The 15,545-nt window shown below is 64.3% G+C and carries 12 protein-coding genes and 1 riboswitch; of the genes, 10 read left to right on the forward strand and 2 right to left on the reverse strand.

Annotated elements, in window-relative coordinates; all coding sequences use genetic code 11:
• Positions 1-197: 197 nt before the first annotated feature.
• From rpiB to HELO_RS00990, 7 genes are all read left to right on the forward strand, one after another.
• Positions 198-695: a ribose 5-phosphate isomerase B gene (gene rpiB, locus HELO_RS00960; RefSeq protein WP_013330946.1), complete on the forward strand. Its 498-nt coding sequence runs from the start codon at positions 198-200 to the stop codon at positions 693-695.
• 73 nt (positions 696-768) lie between these two features.
• Complete coding sequence (locus HELO_RS00965; protein ID WP_013330947.1) at positions 769-1,752, forward strand: sugar-binding transcriptional regulator; 984 nt, start codon at positions 769-771, stop codon at positions 1,750-1,752.
• Between the two features lie 243 nt (positions 1,753-1,995).
• On the forward strand, positions 1,996-3,108 hold the full coding sequence (locus HELO_RS00970; RefSeq protein WP_013330948.1) for an erythritol/L-threitol dehydrogenase: 1,113 nt from the start codon (positions 1,996-1,998) through the stop codon (positions 3,106-3,108).
• Between the two features lie 62 nt (positions 3,109-3,170).
• A complete protein-coding gene (locus tag HELO_RS00975) occupies positions 3,171-3,818 on the forward strand; it encodes a DUF2291 domain-containing protein (protein ID WP_013330949.1) in 648 nt (215 codons plus the stop codon).
• A gap of 30 nt (positions 3,819-3,848) precedes the next feature.
• Positions 3,849-5,396 carry a sugar ABC transporter ATP-binding protein gene (locus HELO_RS00980; protein WP_041602318.1) on the forward strand — a complete coding sequence of 516 codons (1,548 nt, stop codon included), beginning with the start codon at positions 3,849-3,851 and terminating at the stop codon, positions 5,394-5,396.
• A gap of 27 nt (positions 5,397-5,423) precedes the next feature.
• Positions 5,424-6,566 carry an ABC transporter permease gene (locus HELO_RS00985; protein WP_013330951.1) on the forward strand — a complete coding sequence of 381 codons (1,143 nt, stop codon included), beginning with the start codon at positions 5,424-5,426 and terminating at the stop codon, positions 6,564-6,566.
• Positions 6,567-6,590: 24 nt separating this feature from the next.
• Positions 6,591-7,541 (forward strand): D-ribose ABC transporter substrate-binding protein, encoded by a 951-nt coding sequence (locus HELO_RS00990; RefSeq protein WP_223248618.1) that lies wholly within the window; start codon positions 6,591-6,593, stop codon positions 7,539-7,541.
• A gap of 94 nt (positions 7,542-7,635) precedes the next feature.
• On the opposite strand, the gene HELO_RS00995 is transcribed toward HELO_RS00990, so the two are convergent.
• Both HELO_RS00995 and tkt read right to left on the reverse strand, forming a co-directional pair.
• Complete coding sequence (locus tag HELO_RS00995; RefSeq protein ID WP_013330953.1) at positions 7,636-8,118, reverse strand: 6,7-dimethyl-8-ribityllumazine synthase; 483 nt, start codon at positions 8,116-8,118, stop codon at positions 7,636-7,638.
• A 105-nt stretch (positions 8,119-8,223) separates the two neighbouring features.
• A riboswitch (FMN riboswitch) is annotated at positions 8,224-8,403 on the reverse strand.
• Between the two features lie 144 nt (positions 8,404-8,547).
• On the reverse strand, positions 8,548-10,566 hold the full coding sequence (tkt, locus tag HELO_RS01000) for a transketolase (protein WP_013330942.1): 2,019 nt from the start codon (positions 10,564-10,566) through the stop codon (positions 8,548-8,550).
• Between the two features lie 340 nt (positions 10,567-10,906).
• On the opposite strand from tkt, the gene metK reads away from it, so the two are divergent.
• From metK to ahcY, 3 genes are all read left to right on the forward strand, one after another.
• Positions 10,907-12,127, forward strand: a complete 1,221-nt coding sequence (gene metK, locus HELO_RS01005; RefSeq protein WP_013330954.1) for a methionine adenosyltransferase — start codon at positions 10,907-10,909, stop codon at positions 12,125-12,127.
• A gap of 143 nt (positions 12,128-12,270) precedes the next feature.
• A complete protein-coding gene (ligB, locus tag HELO_RS01010; protein WP_013330955.1) occupies positions 12,271-13,956 on the forward strand; it encodes an NAD-dependent DNA ligase LigB in 1,686 nt (561 codons plus the stop codon).
• 76 nt (positions 13,957-14,032) lie between these two features.
• Positions 14,033-15,442: an adenosylhomocysteinase gene (gene ahcY, locus HELO_RS01015; protein ID WP_013330956.1), complete on the forward strand. Its 1,410-nt coding sequence runs from the start codon at positions 14,033-14,035 to the stop codon at positions 15,440-15,442.
• The last annotated feature ends 103 nt before the right edge of the window (positions 15,443-15,545 follow it).

Genomic DNA, 15,545 nt, shown 5'->3' on the forward strand with positions numbered 1-15,545 from the left:
CTGTTGCCCAAAAATCGCTATATTTGTTTGATTTTTAGCGTGATTCTCGGTTTTTTCGGCAATCGCGAAAGCACTGCCTTGGTTCATTGGAGATGTGTTCAGGTGAAATTGCGGGTTTACAAATGATCGGTAGGTGATACTTTGAACACGAAGGCCGTTGGCGCAGGGTCGATGGCCGGTAACCAGGAGTGCTATCCATGTCTGATTCAACCATGGCCGCGCGAGCGGCAGTTCGCATCGCCCTGGGAGGAGATGAGGCGGCCTTCGAGCTCAAGGAAGCATTGATCGAGCATGTGCGGTCCCTGGGCTTCGAGGCGGTGGATTTCGGTACCTACAATGCCGAGCCGGTGCTCTATCCCGATATCGCGGTGCGCGTGGCGCGGGCCGTTGCGGCGGGGGAGGTCGAGCGCGGGGTGCTGGTGTGCGGTACCGGCATCGGGGTCGCGATCTCGGCCAACAAGGTGCCGGGCATTCGTGCGGCCCAGGCGCATGACACCTACTCGGCGATCAAGGCGCGCTCGAGCAATGATGCCCAGATAGTGGCCCTGGGGGCTCGGGTCGTTGGAGTGGAGTTGGCCAAGAGCATCGTTACCGCCTTTCTCGGCGCCGATTTCGGTGGCGGGGCCTCCAGCGAGAAGGTGGCGCGCATTGCCGATTACGAGCGGGAGTTTTCGCGTGGCTCGCCGAGCGCTTGATCACTGAGGGTTCGGCTGATCGCTGTGGTATCTTGTGCCGGTCGCCAGTCACGGATCGCATGAGGCCACCTCCATGAACGAGCGCGTCGAGAACGCCGACATTGCCTTGATGACCGAGATCGCCACCCTCTATTACGTGGAGGGCGAGACGCAGGAAGTCATCGCCAATCGCCTGGGAATCTCGCGGGTCAAGGCGGGGCGCCTGCTCAAGCGGGCGCATGCGGAAGGCATCGTCGATGTGCGGGTGCGTCAGCATCCTTCGGTGAGTGCCGAGATCGAGCAGGAGTTGATACGTCGTTTCGGCATCAAGCGTGCTCTGGTGGCGCTCGACCATGCGGATCCGGATGTGCAGCGCTCCGGTGTGGCCAGCCTGGTTGCCGATCATCTGTCGCGTACCCTGCACGATGGTTCTATCGTCGCCGTGGGCATGGGGCGCAATGTCGGTGCTGTGGCGGACAACGTCTTCGAGCAGGGTGAGCGCAAGTGCTCGTTCGTGTGTGCCATTGGCGGCTCGCTGCGTGCCGGCGAGTACATGAACCCCGATCATATCTGTCGGCGCCTGGCGATGAAGTTCGGTGGTGACAGCGAGACACTCTATGCGCCGGCCCTGGTGCAGAATCCCGAGTTGCGCGATGCCATGTACGAGAATTCCACCGTGCGGCAGACGCTGGATCGTGCGCGGCGGGCCGACACTGCCCTGATCGGGGTGGGGGATCTCAGCGAGGACAGTAACATGGTGCGCATGGGATGGTTCTCGCCCCAGGAAATTGCCGAGGCCCGACTGTCGGGCACGGTGGGCGACATGATGGGCTATGACTTCATCGACCTGCACGGTCAGCCTGCGCGGACGCCGATGCAGGGGCGGGTGATCGGCCTGACCATCGGGGATCTTGCGCGAATTCCCGATGTCGTTGCCATTGCCAGCGAGAATACCAAGGCCGCCGGCATCCTCGGGGCGCTGCGAACCGGCGTGATCGACACTCTGGCGACCAGTGTCACCAACGCGCATACCATCCTGCGCCTCGATGAGGCGACACCTGCCGCCGAAACTGGGTGATCATATGTTCATTCGCATTGCGCGGTGAACAGTGCTGCTCCTGACCGTCCCTTGTTCTCTTTTTGCCGCTTTTTTGATGAAGTGGTATTAAAGTCTTTTATAAACAACAAATTATAAATTGAGCCTAAAGTATTAGGCAAAAATCCCAACGAGTTCATTGACCCGGCTATACTGAAAAGCGTTAATTCATTTGAGCAATACAAGATCAAATGATAAGCCAGCGCGAGCTCAGTGGAGGCCCTCATGAACGATACCCTCACCCAATCCGCGACCGCGGATGTCACCATCCCCGACACCATGGATGCCATCGTGGCCTATGCTCCGGGAGACTATCGCCTGGAGCAGGTGGCAGTGCCGGAAATCGGCGAGAAGGAAATCCTGATCAAGGTGGAGGCCTGCGGGATCTGCGCCAGTGACCTCAAGGCTTTTGAAGGCGCGCCCAGTTTCTGGGGCGACGCGGACCAGCCGGCCTATATCAAGGCGCCCATGATTCCCGGCCATGAATTCATCGGTCATGTGATCAAGATGGGACCTGGTGTCCAGGGATTCGAGATCGGTGATCGCATCATCTCCGAGCAGATCGTGCCGTGCTGGGACTGCCGATTCTGCAACCGCGGCCAGTACTGGATGTGCGAACGGCATGATGTCTATGGCTTCCAGCACAACGTCAATGGCGGCATGGCCGAGTACATGAAGTTCCCGGCCGAAGCCGTCAATCACAAGCTGCCGGACTCCCTGCCCATGGAGAAGGCTGTGCTGGTCGAGCCGTATGCCTGCTCCATGCACGCCGTCAAGCGTGCCCAGATCGAACTGGGTGATGTGGTCGTGCTGGCCGGCTCCGGGACCCTGGGACTCGGCATGATCGGCCCGATCAAGAAGTCCGGGCCCGCCAAGCTGGTGGTGCTGGACCTGAATTCCGAACGGCTGGAACTGGCGAAGCAGTTCGGGGCCGATGTAGTGCTCAACCCGCTCGAGGACGATGTGGTGTCGATCGTCAAGGAGATGACCGGCGGATACGGCTGCGACATCTACATCGAGGCCACGGGCGCATCCAAGTCGGTGGAGCAAGGCCTTTCGATGCTGCGCAAGCTCGGTCGGTTCGTGGAATTCAGCGTCTTCAAGGAGCCGGTGACGGTGGACTGGAGCATCATCAGCGATCGCAAGGAGCTCGATGTACTGGGGGCTCACCTGGGGCCCTACTGCTATCCGCTGGTCATCGAAGGCATCGAGAACGGCGATTGCCCGACCCAGGATGTGGTGACTCACACACTGCCGCTGAAGCGCTTCCACGACGGCATCGAGCTGATGAAGCACGACAAGCAGGCGCTCAAGGTCGTGCTGATCCCTGGTGAATGAAGTGCTCTGCCGGCCCCTTGCGGGGGCTGGGGAGCGAGTGAACAACAAGAGGTCGTTTCATCATGAGTTCACGAGTCGATGCCGGGCCGCTGCCCCGTGCTGGCAAAGGACGCGGCCGTGTCGCGATCATTGCCGTTGTGGTCGTCGTGCTGGCGGCCATGGCCCTGGATACCACCGTGGTGCCGATCGGTGCGCAGCAGGAGGAAGGGTTTTCCGCCGAGCGCTACGGTGCGGAACACTTTCCCATCGTGCGCGACAGCGTCGAGAAGCGTGCCGTGGAAGCCAGTGAACTGGCGGCCGCCGTCGCCGAGGACAAGGCCGCGGCCGGGGAGCGCTATGGCGTAGCGGCCGGCATCGGCCCGGTGGTCCCGGTGACCTTCTCCGGTGTGGTCGGCGAGGGCAAGGCCGGCATCTATGCGGTCGATGTCGAGGGCGTTCCAGAGGATCTGACGATTCGCGTGCAGACTGGCCCGGCCATCAACGGCACCGACCTGCGGGACGCCACCGGCGACATCGAGTTCGGTCAGTTCACCAACCAGATCGAATACCAGAACGCCGGCGCGGCGATCAACGGCGAGATGAAGGAACAGGTGCTGTCGGGGATCGATACCGACGACCTGAGCGGCGAGACCGTCGCCGTCACCGGCGTCTTCAAGCTGATCAATCCGAACAACTGGCTCGTGACGCCCGTCAGCCTGAGCGTGCAGTGAGCGAGCCCATCCATGACGGACGAATCTGCCATGAGCCACAACGATAAGCTGTCCCCGGAGGAGGCTTCCGGCGAGGCCATTCTCTCGGCGCGTCATGTCGCCAAGTCCTTCGGCAATGTCCACGCCCTGAAAGCGGTGAACTTCGATGTGCATCGCGGACAGGTCACGACGCTGTTCGGCGAGAACGGCGCCGGCAAGTCGACGCTGATGAAGATCCTGTCGGGCGTGATCCGCCCCACCTCCGGCGAGATTCTGCTCGAGGGGCGGGCGGTGAGTTTTGCGTCGATCAGCGAGGCACAACGGCTGGGTATCTCGATCATTCACCAGGAGTTGAGCCTGGCGCCCAACTTGAGCGTGCGCGACAACATCTTCATGGGACGCGAGCTGGGCGGAGCGACCGGTGTCGACTATGCCGAGGAGGAGCGCCAGACGCGCTTGCTGATGGAGGAGCTCGACGAGCCCATCGATCCGCTGACCCCGGTGGAGGAACTGCGGTTGGGGCAGCAGCAGATCGTCGAGATCGCCCGGGCGCTGTCGGCGAATTCACGCATCCTGATCATGGACGAGCCGACCTCGGCGCTCTCCGCCACGGAGGTTGAGGTGCTGTTCCGGGTCATCCGCGACCTCAAGCAGCGTGGAGTCTCCATCGTCTACATCTCCCACCATCTCGAGGAAGCGCTCACGATCACCGATCATGCCGTGGTGCTGCGTGATGGCGTCATGACGGCCTATGCCCCGCGTCGGGACATCGATCTGGAATGGATCGTGCGCAACATGGTCGGTGAGGGCTTCGATCTCGGCTCGCCTCCCGCGGGTTACGAGATGGGCGAGGTCGCCCTTTCGCTGCGAGAGGTGTCGGTGCCGGATGCCACGGTACCGGGGCGTTCGGCGGTCGATCGCCTGTCTCTCGATGTGCGCGCGGGCGAGATCGTCTGCATCTACGGCTTGATGGGGGCGGGGCGTACCGAACTGCTCGAGAGCGTCGCCGGTCGCATCTCGTCGGCGCAAGGCGAGGTCGTGCTCGAAGGCCATGATGTCTCGCACCTGAGCATCGCCGAGCGCATCGAGCATGGCCTGGTGCTGGTGCCTGAGGATCGGCAGCGCGACGGTCTGGTACAGACGATGTCGGTGGGCGAGAACCTGTCGCTGGCCAGCATCGGTGCCTTTACGCGCGGTCTCTTCACCTCGCGACGGCGGGAGCAGGAGGTCGTGACGTCGTCCATCCGCAATGTGCATATCAAGACCGATGGCGGCGAGGCCGGCATCGGATCGCTGTCGGGCGGGAATCAACAGAAGGTCGTCATCGGCAAGATGCTGGCCACGCATCCCAGGGTCGTGCTGCTCGACGAACCCAGTAGAGGCATCGATATCGGCGCCAAGGCCGAGGTCTTCGGGTTGCTCAGTGAAGGTGCCCGGCAGGGGCTTGCCGTTGTCTTCTCGACTTCCGAGGTCGGCGAGTGCCTGAGCATCGCGCATCGGGTCGTGGTGATGAGCCGGGGACGGATCGTGGCGGAGTTCGGTGCCGGCGTCAGCAAAGAAGAGATCATGGCCGCCTCGGGCGAAGCCGTGGCTGCCTGAATCATACGAATAGCGGAGTGCATAACAATGACCGATACCAGCCAAGCCGCCGGTTCCCGCAATGGCGGACTCGACCTGGGGCGCCTGCTGCTCGAGGGCCGCGCCTTCTTCGCCCTGATCGCGATCATCATCATCTTCTCGATCCTGTCGCCGGTCTATTTCTCGGTGGACAATTTCCTGACCATGTCGTCCCACGTGGCGATCTTCGGACTGCTGTCCATCGGCATGCTGCTGGTCATTCTGACGGGTGGCATTGATCTCTCCGTAGGCTCGACGCTGGGCTTCGCGGGCGTCTTCGCCGGCTTTCTGATGCAGGGCGTGTCGTTCGAGGTCTTCGGCGTGGTGGTCTATCCGCCAGTGTGGGCGGTGGTCGTTCTGACCTGTGCCATGGGGGCCTTAGTCGGGGCGATCAATGGCGTGCTCATCGCCTACTTCAAGGTGCCGGCCTTCGTCGCGACCCTGGGCATGCTCTATGTGGCCCGCGGCGTTGCTCTGTTGATGACCGATGGCCTCACCTACAACAACCTCGGTGGCAGTCCGGAGCTCGGCAATACCGGCTTCGACTGGCTGGGCTTCAATCGCTTGTTCGGCGTTCCCGTCGGCGTGCTGGTTCTGGCGGCCGTGGCGATCGTCGCCCTGCTGGCCCTGATCCGGACGCCGTTCGGACGCTGGGTCTACTCGACCGGCGGCAATGCCCGGGCGGCAGAACTGTCGGGGGTTCCGGTCAAGCGTGTGCAGGTATCCGTCTATGTGCTGTCGGGCATCTGCGCTGCCATCGCCGGCCTGGTGCTGTCGTCGCAGCTGACTTCCGCCGGGCCGACGGCGGGGACCACCTATGAGCTGACCGCTATCGCCGGGGTGGTCATTGGCGGCGCGGCGCTGACCGGTGGGCGTGGCAATGTGCGGGGCACCCTGCTCGGGGCCTTCGTGATCGGCTTTCTGTCCGATGGCCTGGTGATCATCGGCGTCTCGTCCTACTGGCAGACCGTGTTCACCGGCGCCGTCATCGTTCTCGCCGTGCTGCTCAACAGCATTCAGTACAGCGGTCGGAAGAAGCAGCGCTCGACGTCTTCCGGCGGCGAAGTCTCCTCTCCGCAACGAGAGGCCAAGTCCCGCGGGGCGGAACCCGCCGCGGAAAGTACTGCCGTGAACCCGGCATCACAATCATAAGACCCAAGGGTGACCATTATGCTCATGAAAGGAAAACGCCTGCTGATTGCAGCCCTCGCCGTGACGGCCCCGCTCGTGGCGGGCGCCGCTGCGGCCCAGGACAAGGGGCTCATCTCGATCATCGTCAATGATACGTCGAACCCCTACTGGTTCACCGAGGGCAAGATCGCCGAGGCCACCGCCGAGGAGCTCGGTTACGAAGCCAACGTCAGCTCCCACAAGGGGGATACCAATACCGAAAGCAACCAGGTCGACACGGCAATCACCAATCAGGCCGAGGCGATCATTCTCGATCCCGCCAATGCGGATGGTTCGATCGGTGCGGTGCGCAAGGCGGTCGATGCCGGCATTCCGGTATTCATCGTCAATGCCGAGATCAACCAGCAGGGCCTGGCCAAGGCACAGCTGGTGTCCAACAATGCCCAGGGGGCGGCACTGGGTGCCCAGCAATGGGTGCAGAGCGTCGGTGACGAGGCGAAGTATGTCGAGCTGAAGGGCGCCCCTTCCGACAACAACGCCGCGACCCGTTCCAACGGCTATGAAACCGTGCTCAGCCAGTATCCGAGCCTTGAGCGTGTCGGTTCGGACGTGGCCAACTGGGACCGCACTCAGGGCTACAGCAAGATGCAGAGCATGTTGCAGGCCAACCCCGATGTCGACGGCGTGATCAGCGGCAACGATGAAATGGCGCTTGGCGCTATCGCGGCACTCAAAGAGGCCGGCAAGCTGGACGATGTGGTGGTCGGCGGCTTCGATGGTTCGCCGGATGCCGTGGAAGCGGTCAGGGCCGGCGAGATGGCCTACACGGTGCTGCAGCCAGTAGCGATCTTCGCCGAAGAGGCGGTGCGTATGGCGGACACGTTCGTCCGTACCGGCGAGACCGGCATCGAGGGAGAGAAGAAACTCTTCGACTGCATGCTGGTCACGGCCGAGAACGTGGATCAGTACACCGATCCCTTCGTGCTCGAGCAGTAAGGCTGGCGACTGCCATGGCGGAGCATCCGCTTCCGGCATGTCGAGCATCAAGCGCCGCCAGGGTTCCCTGGCGGCGTTTTGACGATGGGCCTTGTCAGGCCTCGGTCAGCTTGCGTGCCTGACTCAGGTTCTCCAGGGTCAGAGCGCAGGCGTCCGCGGCTTCACGGCCCTTGGTCAGGAAGTGCTCGTGGTAGAACGCCGTGTGAGTGGCGTGCTCGTGGAAGTGATGGGGTGTCAGCACTACCGAGAGAACGGGCACTTCGGTGTCCAGCTGCACTCGCATCATGCCGTCGATGACCGCCTGGGCGACGAAGTCGTGACGATAGATGCCGCCATCGACCACGAAACCGGCGCCGATGATGGCTGCATAGCGGCCGCTTCTGGCCAGCAGCTTGGCTTGCAAGGGGATCTCGTAGGCGCCTGCGACGCTGAAGACCTCGACGCGCTCGCGCTCGATGCCGTGCTGCTCGGCGAGGGTGGTGGTGAATGCCTCTTGGGCCTGGCCGACGATGTCGCTGTGCCAGCTGGCCTGGATGAAGGCGATGCGGGGGGCGTGATCGGTATTCGACTGATTCATGGTCTTCCTCGATAAAGTTACCAGAATCAGGGCATGCGGGACCCGTCGTCGGGCAAGCCGGGGCAGGCGGTATGAACCGCGAGCGCGCGTCCGGCCCGTCTAAGGTGCCGTTCTCTTCCATCCGGACTATCACCGTCGGCTTCGGCATCTCACCGAATCTGCTGTCCCCGGTTCGTCGTCGTACCGATGCCGGGCGCTCGCGGGCTTGTGCACGCCTTCTCTTTCACTGAATGGAAGGGCGCCATCACCGCCGGTGGGGACTTTCACCCCGCCCTGAGAACAGTGGCCATGTATGGCCGCGCTCTATTCTACGTATGCCACCGGGCGGGCGCCAGATGCCGAAAGTGTCTCGCGACATGAGAAGGCGGAACGCAAAAGGGCGCGGCCAATTGGCCGCGCCCTTTCATTTTCCTGAGCGGCCAGGCGTGCTCAGTCCTCGGCGTCGTCGAGCATTTGCTCGGCCTCGTCGACGACGTTGTCGACGGTGAAGCCGAAGTGCTTGAACAGGTCGCCGGCCGGGGCGGATTCGCCGAAGGTGGTCATGCCGATGACCCGCCCCTCGAGGCCGACGTACTTGTACCAGAGATCCGGGTGGCCGGCCTCGATGACGAGGCGGTTGCCGATTTCGGCGGGCAGCACCCGCTGGCGGTACTCGGCGTCCTGGGCGTCGAAGACGTCGGTGGCGGGCATGGAGACCACGCGCACCCGGCGGCCCTTGTCGGCGAGGGCCGTGGCGGCGTCCATGGCCAGGCCGACCTCGGAACCGGTGGCGATCAGGATCAGCTCCGGCGTGCCGTCGCTGTCCTTGAGGATGTAGCCGCCGCGCTGGATGTCGGCGAGTTGCTGCTTGTCGCGGGCCTGATGCGGCAGGTTCTGGCGCGACAGCACCAGGGCGGTGGGGCCGGACTGGCGCTTGAGGGCGGCGTTCCAGGCCGCGGCGGTCTCCACGGCATCGCAGGGGCGCCAGGTCGACATGTTGGGCGTGCTGCGCAGGGTGGTCAGCTGCTCCACCGGCTGGTGGGTGGGGCCGTCCTCGCCGAGGCCGATGGAGTCGTGGGTGAACACGTAGATACTGCGCACGCCCATCAGCGCGGCCATGCGCACGGCGTTGCGCATGTACTCCATGAAGATCAGGAAGGTCGCGGTGTAGGGCACGAAGCCGCCGTGCAGGGCGATGCCGTTGGCGATGGCGGCCATGCCGAACTCGCGCACGCCATAGTGCAGGTAGTTGCCGTCGGGCGCGCCCTCACGCGAGCCCTCGGGGCCGATCACCTTGGCACCGTTCCAGACCGTCAGGTTGGAGGGCGCCAGGTCGGCGCTGCCGCCGAGCAGCTCGGGCAGCTGCGGGCCGAGCTCGTTGAGGCAGGCCAGCGAGGCCTTGCGCGAGGCGGTGGTCTCGGCCTTGTCCTGGGCCTGTTCGATCAGCGCTTCGCTGGTCAACTCGGCGGGCAGCTCGCCCTTCTGGCGGCGCAGGAACTCGCGGGCCAACTCGGGATGGGCCTCGGCGTAGCGCTCGAACCGTGCCTGCCAGTCGGCCTGGCGGGTGCGGCCGGCCTCGCTGGCGTCCCAGCCCTGGTAGATGTCCTCCGGCACATGGAAGGGCGCATGCGGCCAGTCGAGCTGCTCGCGGGCGGCGGCGACCTCGTCCTCGCCCAGCGCCGCGCCGTGGCAGGACTCCTTGCCCTGCTTGTTGGGTGCGCCGAAGCCGATCACCGTCTTGCAGATGATCAGGCTGGGCTTGTCGCTGTGCTGGCGGGCCAGCTCGATGGCCGCCTTGACCTCGTCGGGCTGGTGGCCGTCGACATTGGGCACCACGTGCCAGCCGTAGGCCTCGAAGCGCTTGGCGGTGTCGTCGGTGAACCAGCCTTCGACCTCGCCGTCGATGGAGATGCCGTTGTCGTCGTAGAAGGCGATCAGCTTGCCGAGCTGCTGGGTGCCGGCCAGGGAGGCGACCTCATGGGAGATGCCTTCCATCAGGCAGCCGTCGCCGACGAAGCAGTAGGTGTGATGGTCGACGATGGTGTGGCCGGGGCGGTTGAACTGGGCGGCCAGGGTGCGCTCGGCGATGGCCATGCCGACGGCGTTGGCCAGGCCCTGGCCCAGCGGGCCGGTGGTGGTCTCGATACCCGGCGCATAGCCGTACTCGGGATGGCCGGCGGTCTTGGCGTGCAGCTGGCGGAAGTTCTGCAACTGCTCGAGGCCGAGCTCGTAGCCGGAGAGATGCAGCAGGGAATAGAGGAGCATGGAGCCGTGGCCGTTGGAGAGCACGAAGCGGTCACGGTCGGGCCAGTGGGGATCGGCGGGGTTGTGGACGAGGAAATCGTTCCACAGGACCTCGGCGATATCGGCCATGCCCATGGGGGCGCCGGGGTGACCGGAGTTGGCCTTCTGGACGGCATCCATGGAAAGGGCGCGAATGGCATTGGCCAGTTCGAAACGGGATGGCATGGGGGTTGCTCCTCGCCTGCGGCGGTAGTCTGCGAACACCTTCCGGCCGGGGAGGGGCCGGGCGTGTATCTGGCTGGATGCGCCGCAAGACGCGGGCGGCGCGGCCGAATTCGGTCGCTTATTGTCGCCGAGATGCGACCTGCCTTCAAATGCTGGGCGACACCGCTCCGCTGACTGGCCCGGAGTCGCTAGGAAGGTTCTCGGTGAGCGTGTAGAATTCGCAGCCTATCGGTCTGCCCGGGCCATGGCGAGCATCGCCGCCTGCGGCCTGCGTCACCGTCTGTCCCGGCGGCTTCTTGCCCTGCCGCCGTCATCTCACTAGCAGAGGGTCGAGGACGCCATGAGCGAATACTCCCTGTTCACCTCCGAATCCGTGTCCGAAGGGCATCCGGACAAGATCGCCGATCAGATTTCCGATGCGGTGCTCGATGCCATCATCGCTCGCGACAAGAACGCGCGGGTGGCGTGCGAGACCATGGTCAAGACCGGCGTGGCCATCGTTGCCGGCGAAATCACTACCTCCGCCTGGGTCGATCTGGAAGACCTGGTGCGTCGGGTGATCCTCGACATCGGCTATACCTCCTCGGACGTGGGTTTCGATGGCGAGACCTGCGGGGTCCTCAACCTGATCGGCAAGCAGAGCGTGGATATCGCCCAGGGCGTCGACCGGGCCAAGCCCGAGGACCAGGGCGCCGGCGACCAGGGGCTGATGTTCGGTTACGCCACCGACGAGACCGAATCCTACATGCCGGCGCCGATCCACTACTCGCACCGTCTGGTGGAGCGCCAGTCGGAGCTGCGCCGTCAGGGACTGCTGCCGTGGTTGCGCCCCGATGCCAAGAGCCAGGTGACCTTCCGCTACGACGAGCACGGCAAGCCCTGCGCCGTGGATGCCGTGGTGCTGTCCACCCAGCATGATCCGGACATCGAGCCGGACGAGCTGCGCGAGATGGTGCGTCGCGAGATCATCGAGCAGGTGATTCCGGCCGAATGGCTGTCCGAGACCACCAAATATCACATCAACCCCACCGGCAAGTTCGTCATCGGCGGTCCGGTGGGCGATTGCGGACTGACCGGCCGCAAGATCATCGTCGATACCTACGGCGGCATGGCGCGCCATGGCGGCGGTGCCTTCTCCGGCAAGGATCCCTCCAAGGTCGATCGCAGCGCCGCCTACGCCGGTCGTTACGTGGCCAAGAACCTGGTTGCCGCCGGCCTGGCCGAGCGCTGCGAGATCCAGATCTCCTACGCCATCGGCGTGGCCGAGCCGACCTCGGTGTCGATCAACACCTTCGGCACCGGACGGATCAGCGATGAGCGCATCGTCGAGCTGGTGCGCGAGCACTTCGACCTGCGCCCCAACGCCATCACCCGCATGCTCGACCTGCAGCATCCGATGTACCAGCTGACGGCGGCCTATGGCCACTTCGGCCGCGAGCCCTTCGAGCATCGTTATACCTGGACCGACACCCAGGGCGAGGAACATGTCGAGACCTTCACCGCCTTCCCCTGGGAGAAGCTCGACCGGGTCGATGACCTGCGGGCCGCCGCTGGCTTGTAATCCGGCGTGCAGTGCACGATGAGTGTCATTGTCCAGAACGGGTGTCGTTGATCTCGCACGTCGTGCCGCCGCATTTTCAGTGGCGGCCGTCGTGACCACTTGCTAGGGTCGAAGCAGGATCGCAGCGCCTGGGAGGGCAAGCCATGCTTCGACTCGTCGTTCTGGCAGTATGGATATTCTGGCCGACGACGCTTCTCGCCAACTGCCCGGATTGGTCGAAGGGCCACGCGGAGCGGGAGCTTGCTGCACTACACGACCGGCTCGACGCCTGGGAACGGGCCTATCGGCGGAATGGAAGCTCACCGGTCAGTGACGATATCTACGATCAGGCCCAGGCCCGTTTCGAAGCCTGGCAGGACTGCTTCCCCGATATTTCCGTCGACCCGGCACCGACCCTCGATCCTCCCGACGGGGAGCTTTCCCATCCCGTTCCCCAGTCGGGCCTCGCCAAGCTCGATGATGTCGTCGAGGCGGGGGCCTGGCTGGCAAGGCGCGATGACGTCTGGTTGCAACCCAAGGTCGATGGGGTCGCGGTCACCCTGGTGTACGAGCAGGGGGAGCTGAGCCAGGCCATCAGTCGCGGGGATGGGCTCTCGGGACAGGACTGGACGGCCAAGGCGCGTTTCATCCCCGACGTGCCGGATCGCCTGCCGACCCAGCAGCGGCTCGTGCTGCGCGGTGAACTCTACCTGAAGCTCGATGGACATGTGCAGGCCGAACGTGGGGCGGCCGGCGCGCGCAGCGTCGTGGCCGGCTGGCTGGCTCGTGACTCGCTCGATGGTGCCAAGGCACGGCAGATCGGCCTGTTCGTCTGGGATTGGCCCGACGGGCCGAAGGCCCTGCCGGAGCGTTTGGCACGGTTGGCCGAGCTGGGTTTCCCCGACACCACGGACTGGACCTTGCCGGCCGAGTCGTTGGAGGCCGTCCTGAGCCAGCGCGACGACTGGTATCGCACGCCATTGCCCTTTGCCACCGATGGCGTGGTGCTCAAGCAGGGGCAACGGCCCGGCGGAGAAGCGCGGACCGAGGCGCCGCCGGACTGGGCGGCGGCCTGGAAATATCCGCCTCGTTCGGTACTGGCCAGGGTGCGCGGTGTGGAGTTCCGGGTCGGTCGTACGGGGCGCATCACGCCGTTGCTGCACCTTGTGCCGGAGACTCTGGCGGGGCGTTCCATCCGCCGCGTGACCGTGGGGTCGCTCGGTCGCTGGCAGACCTTGGACATTCGCCCCGGCGATGTCGTGACCATCAGCCTGGCCGGGCAGACCATCCCGCGCCTGGACAGTGTGGCATGGCGGGCCGCCGAGCGTCCGGAAGTGGAGCCGCCGCCGGCATCCGACTACAACGCCCTGAGTTGCTGGCATCCCTCGCCGGGCTGCAAGGGCCAGTTCCTCGAGCGCCTGGCGTGGCTGGGTGGTCCTGAAGCGCTGGACCTGGCCGGTGTGGGGGCTGGTACCTGGCGTTCCCTGGTCGAGGCCGGCCTGGTGAAAGACTTGCTGGACTGGATGTCGTTATCCGCCGAGACGCTGCAGGCCGCCTCGGGAATCGGCGAAGTGCGCGGTCGGCAACTGGTCGAGGTATTCGCGACGGCTCGACAGCGCCCCTTCGATGCCTGGCTGGAAGCCCTGGGCGCACCTTCCGGAGCATTGGCCGACGAGGCGACAGAATGGTCGACGCTGGCCTCGCGAGATCTGGAGCAGTGGCGTGCGCTGCCCGAGGTGGGCGAGACGCGGGCGGAAGCCTTGCACGACTTCTTCGCCAATGCCGAGGTGCGCGGTCTGGCCGAGCGCCTGGGTGAGGAGGGGATCGCCGGCTTCCAGGCATCGCGATGAGGCATATCGGCTTGTCCGCTCTTCATGGCGCTGCCTATAGTGAAGGTCACGTTTTTCCCTGGGAAAGAGGTGATGCATGAACCAGCCTGCCGTATCCGCTCCCACGCATGTGGACTACAAGGTCGCCGACATTACCCTGGCCGATTGGGGCCGCCGCGAGATCCGCATTGCCGAGACCGAGATGCCTGCCCTGATGGCGATTCGTGCGCGTTATCGTGACAGCCAGCCGCTGGCCGGCGCGCGCATCGCCGGCTGTATCCACATGACCATCCAGACCGCCGTGCTGATCGAGACGCTGATCGACCTCGGTGCCTCGGTGCGCTGGTCATCATGCAATATCTTCTCGACCCAGGATCACGCAGCGGCCGCCATCGCCGCTGCCGGCATTCCGGTATTTGCCTGGAAGGGCGAGACCGAAGAGGAATTCTGGTGGTGCATCGAGCAGACGGTGGCGGGGCCCGATGACTGGACGCCCAACCTGGTGCTGGACGACGGAGGCGATCTGACCGCCCTGTTGCATGACCAGCGCCCCGAGCTGCTCGATGCCATCCATGGCATCAGCGAGGAAACCACCACCGGCGTGCATCGCCTGCTCGACATGTGGCGGGAGGGCTCGCTCAAGGTGCCGGCCATCAATGTCAACGACGCGGTGACCAAGTCCAAGAACGACAACAAGTACGGTTGTCGTCATTCGCTCAACGATGCCATCAAGCGAGGCGTGGATCACCTGCTGGCCGGCAAGCAGGCCCTGGTGATGGGCTATGGCGATGTCGGCAAGGGATCGGCGGCCTCGTTGCGCCAGGAAGGCATGATCGTCAAGGTCGCCGAAATCGATCCCCTATGCGCCATGCAGGCCTGCATGGACGGTTTCGAGGTGGTTTCGCCCTACCGGGACGGCATCAATCGCGGCATGGACAGCATCGATCGCGACCTGTTGCGGAAAATCGATCTGGTGGTGACCGCGACCGGCAATATCGACGCTTGCGATGCGGCGATGCTGCGCTCGCTCAAGGCCGGGGCGGTGGTCTGCAACATCGGTCACTTCGACAGCGAGATCGACACGGCCTACATGCGCCGCCAGTGGCACTGGGAAGAGGTCAAACCCCAGGTGCACAAGGTATACCGCGACAGCGATCCCGGCGAGTACGACCCGGAAAGCCGCGATTACCTGATCCTGCTCTCCGAAGGGCGCCTGGTGAACCTGGGCAATGCCACCGGACACCCCTCCCGCGTGATGGATGGCTCCTTCGCCAACCAGGTGCTGGCCCAGATCCATCTCTTCGAGCGAGGCTTTGCCGACCTGCCCGAAGCCGACAAGCGTGAGGCGCTGGGTGTGCGCGTGCTGCCGCGTCATCTGGACGAGGAAGTGGCGCGTTACATGGTCGAAGGCTTCGGCGGCGTGATCACGCGCATGACCGAGGCCCAGGCCGAGTACACCGGTGTGCCCGCCGAGGGGCCCTACAAGCCCGATAGTTATCGGTACTGAACAACCCGGCTGCGCCGGGAGCTGTAAGCTATAACCGGGCTTCGCCCGGAGCTGTAAGCTTTAAGCTGTAAGAAAAACAAAAACCTTGTTCCCGGAAGTTTCG

The sequence above is a fragment of the Halomonas elongata DSM 2581 genome, from assembly GCF_000196875.2.
GTDB classification, from domain to species: domain Bacteria; phylum Pseudomonadota; class Gammaproteobacteria; order Pseudomonadales; family Halomonadaceae; genus Halomonas; species Halomonas elongata.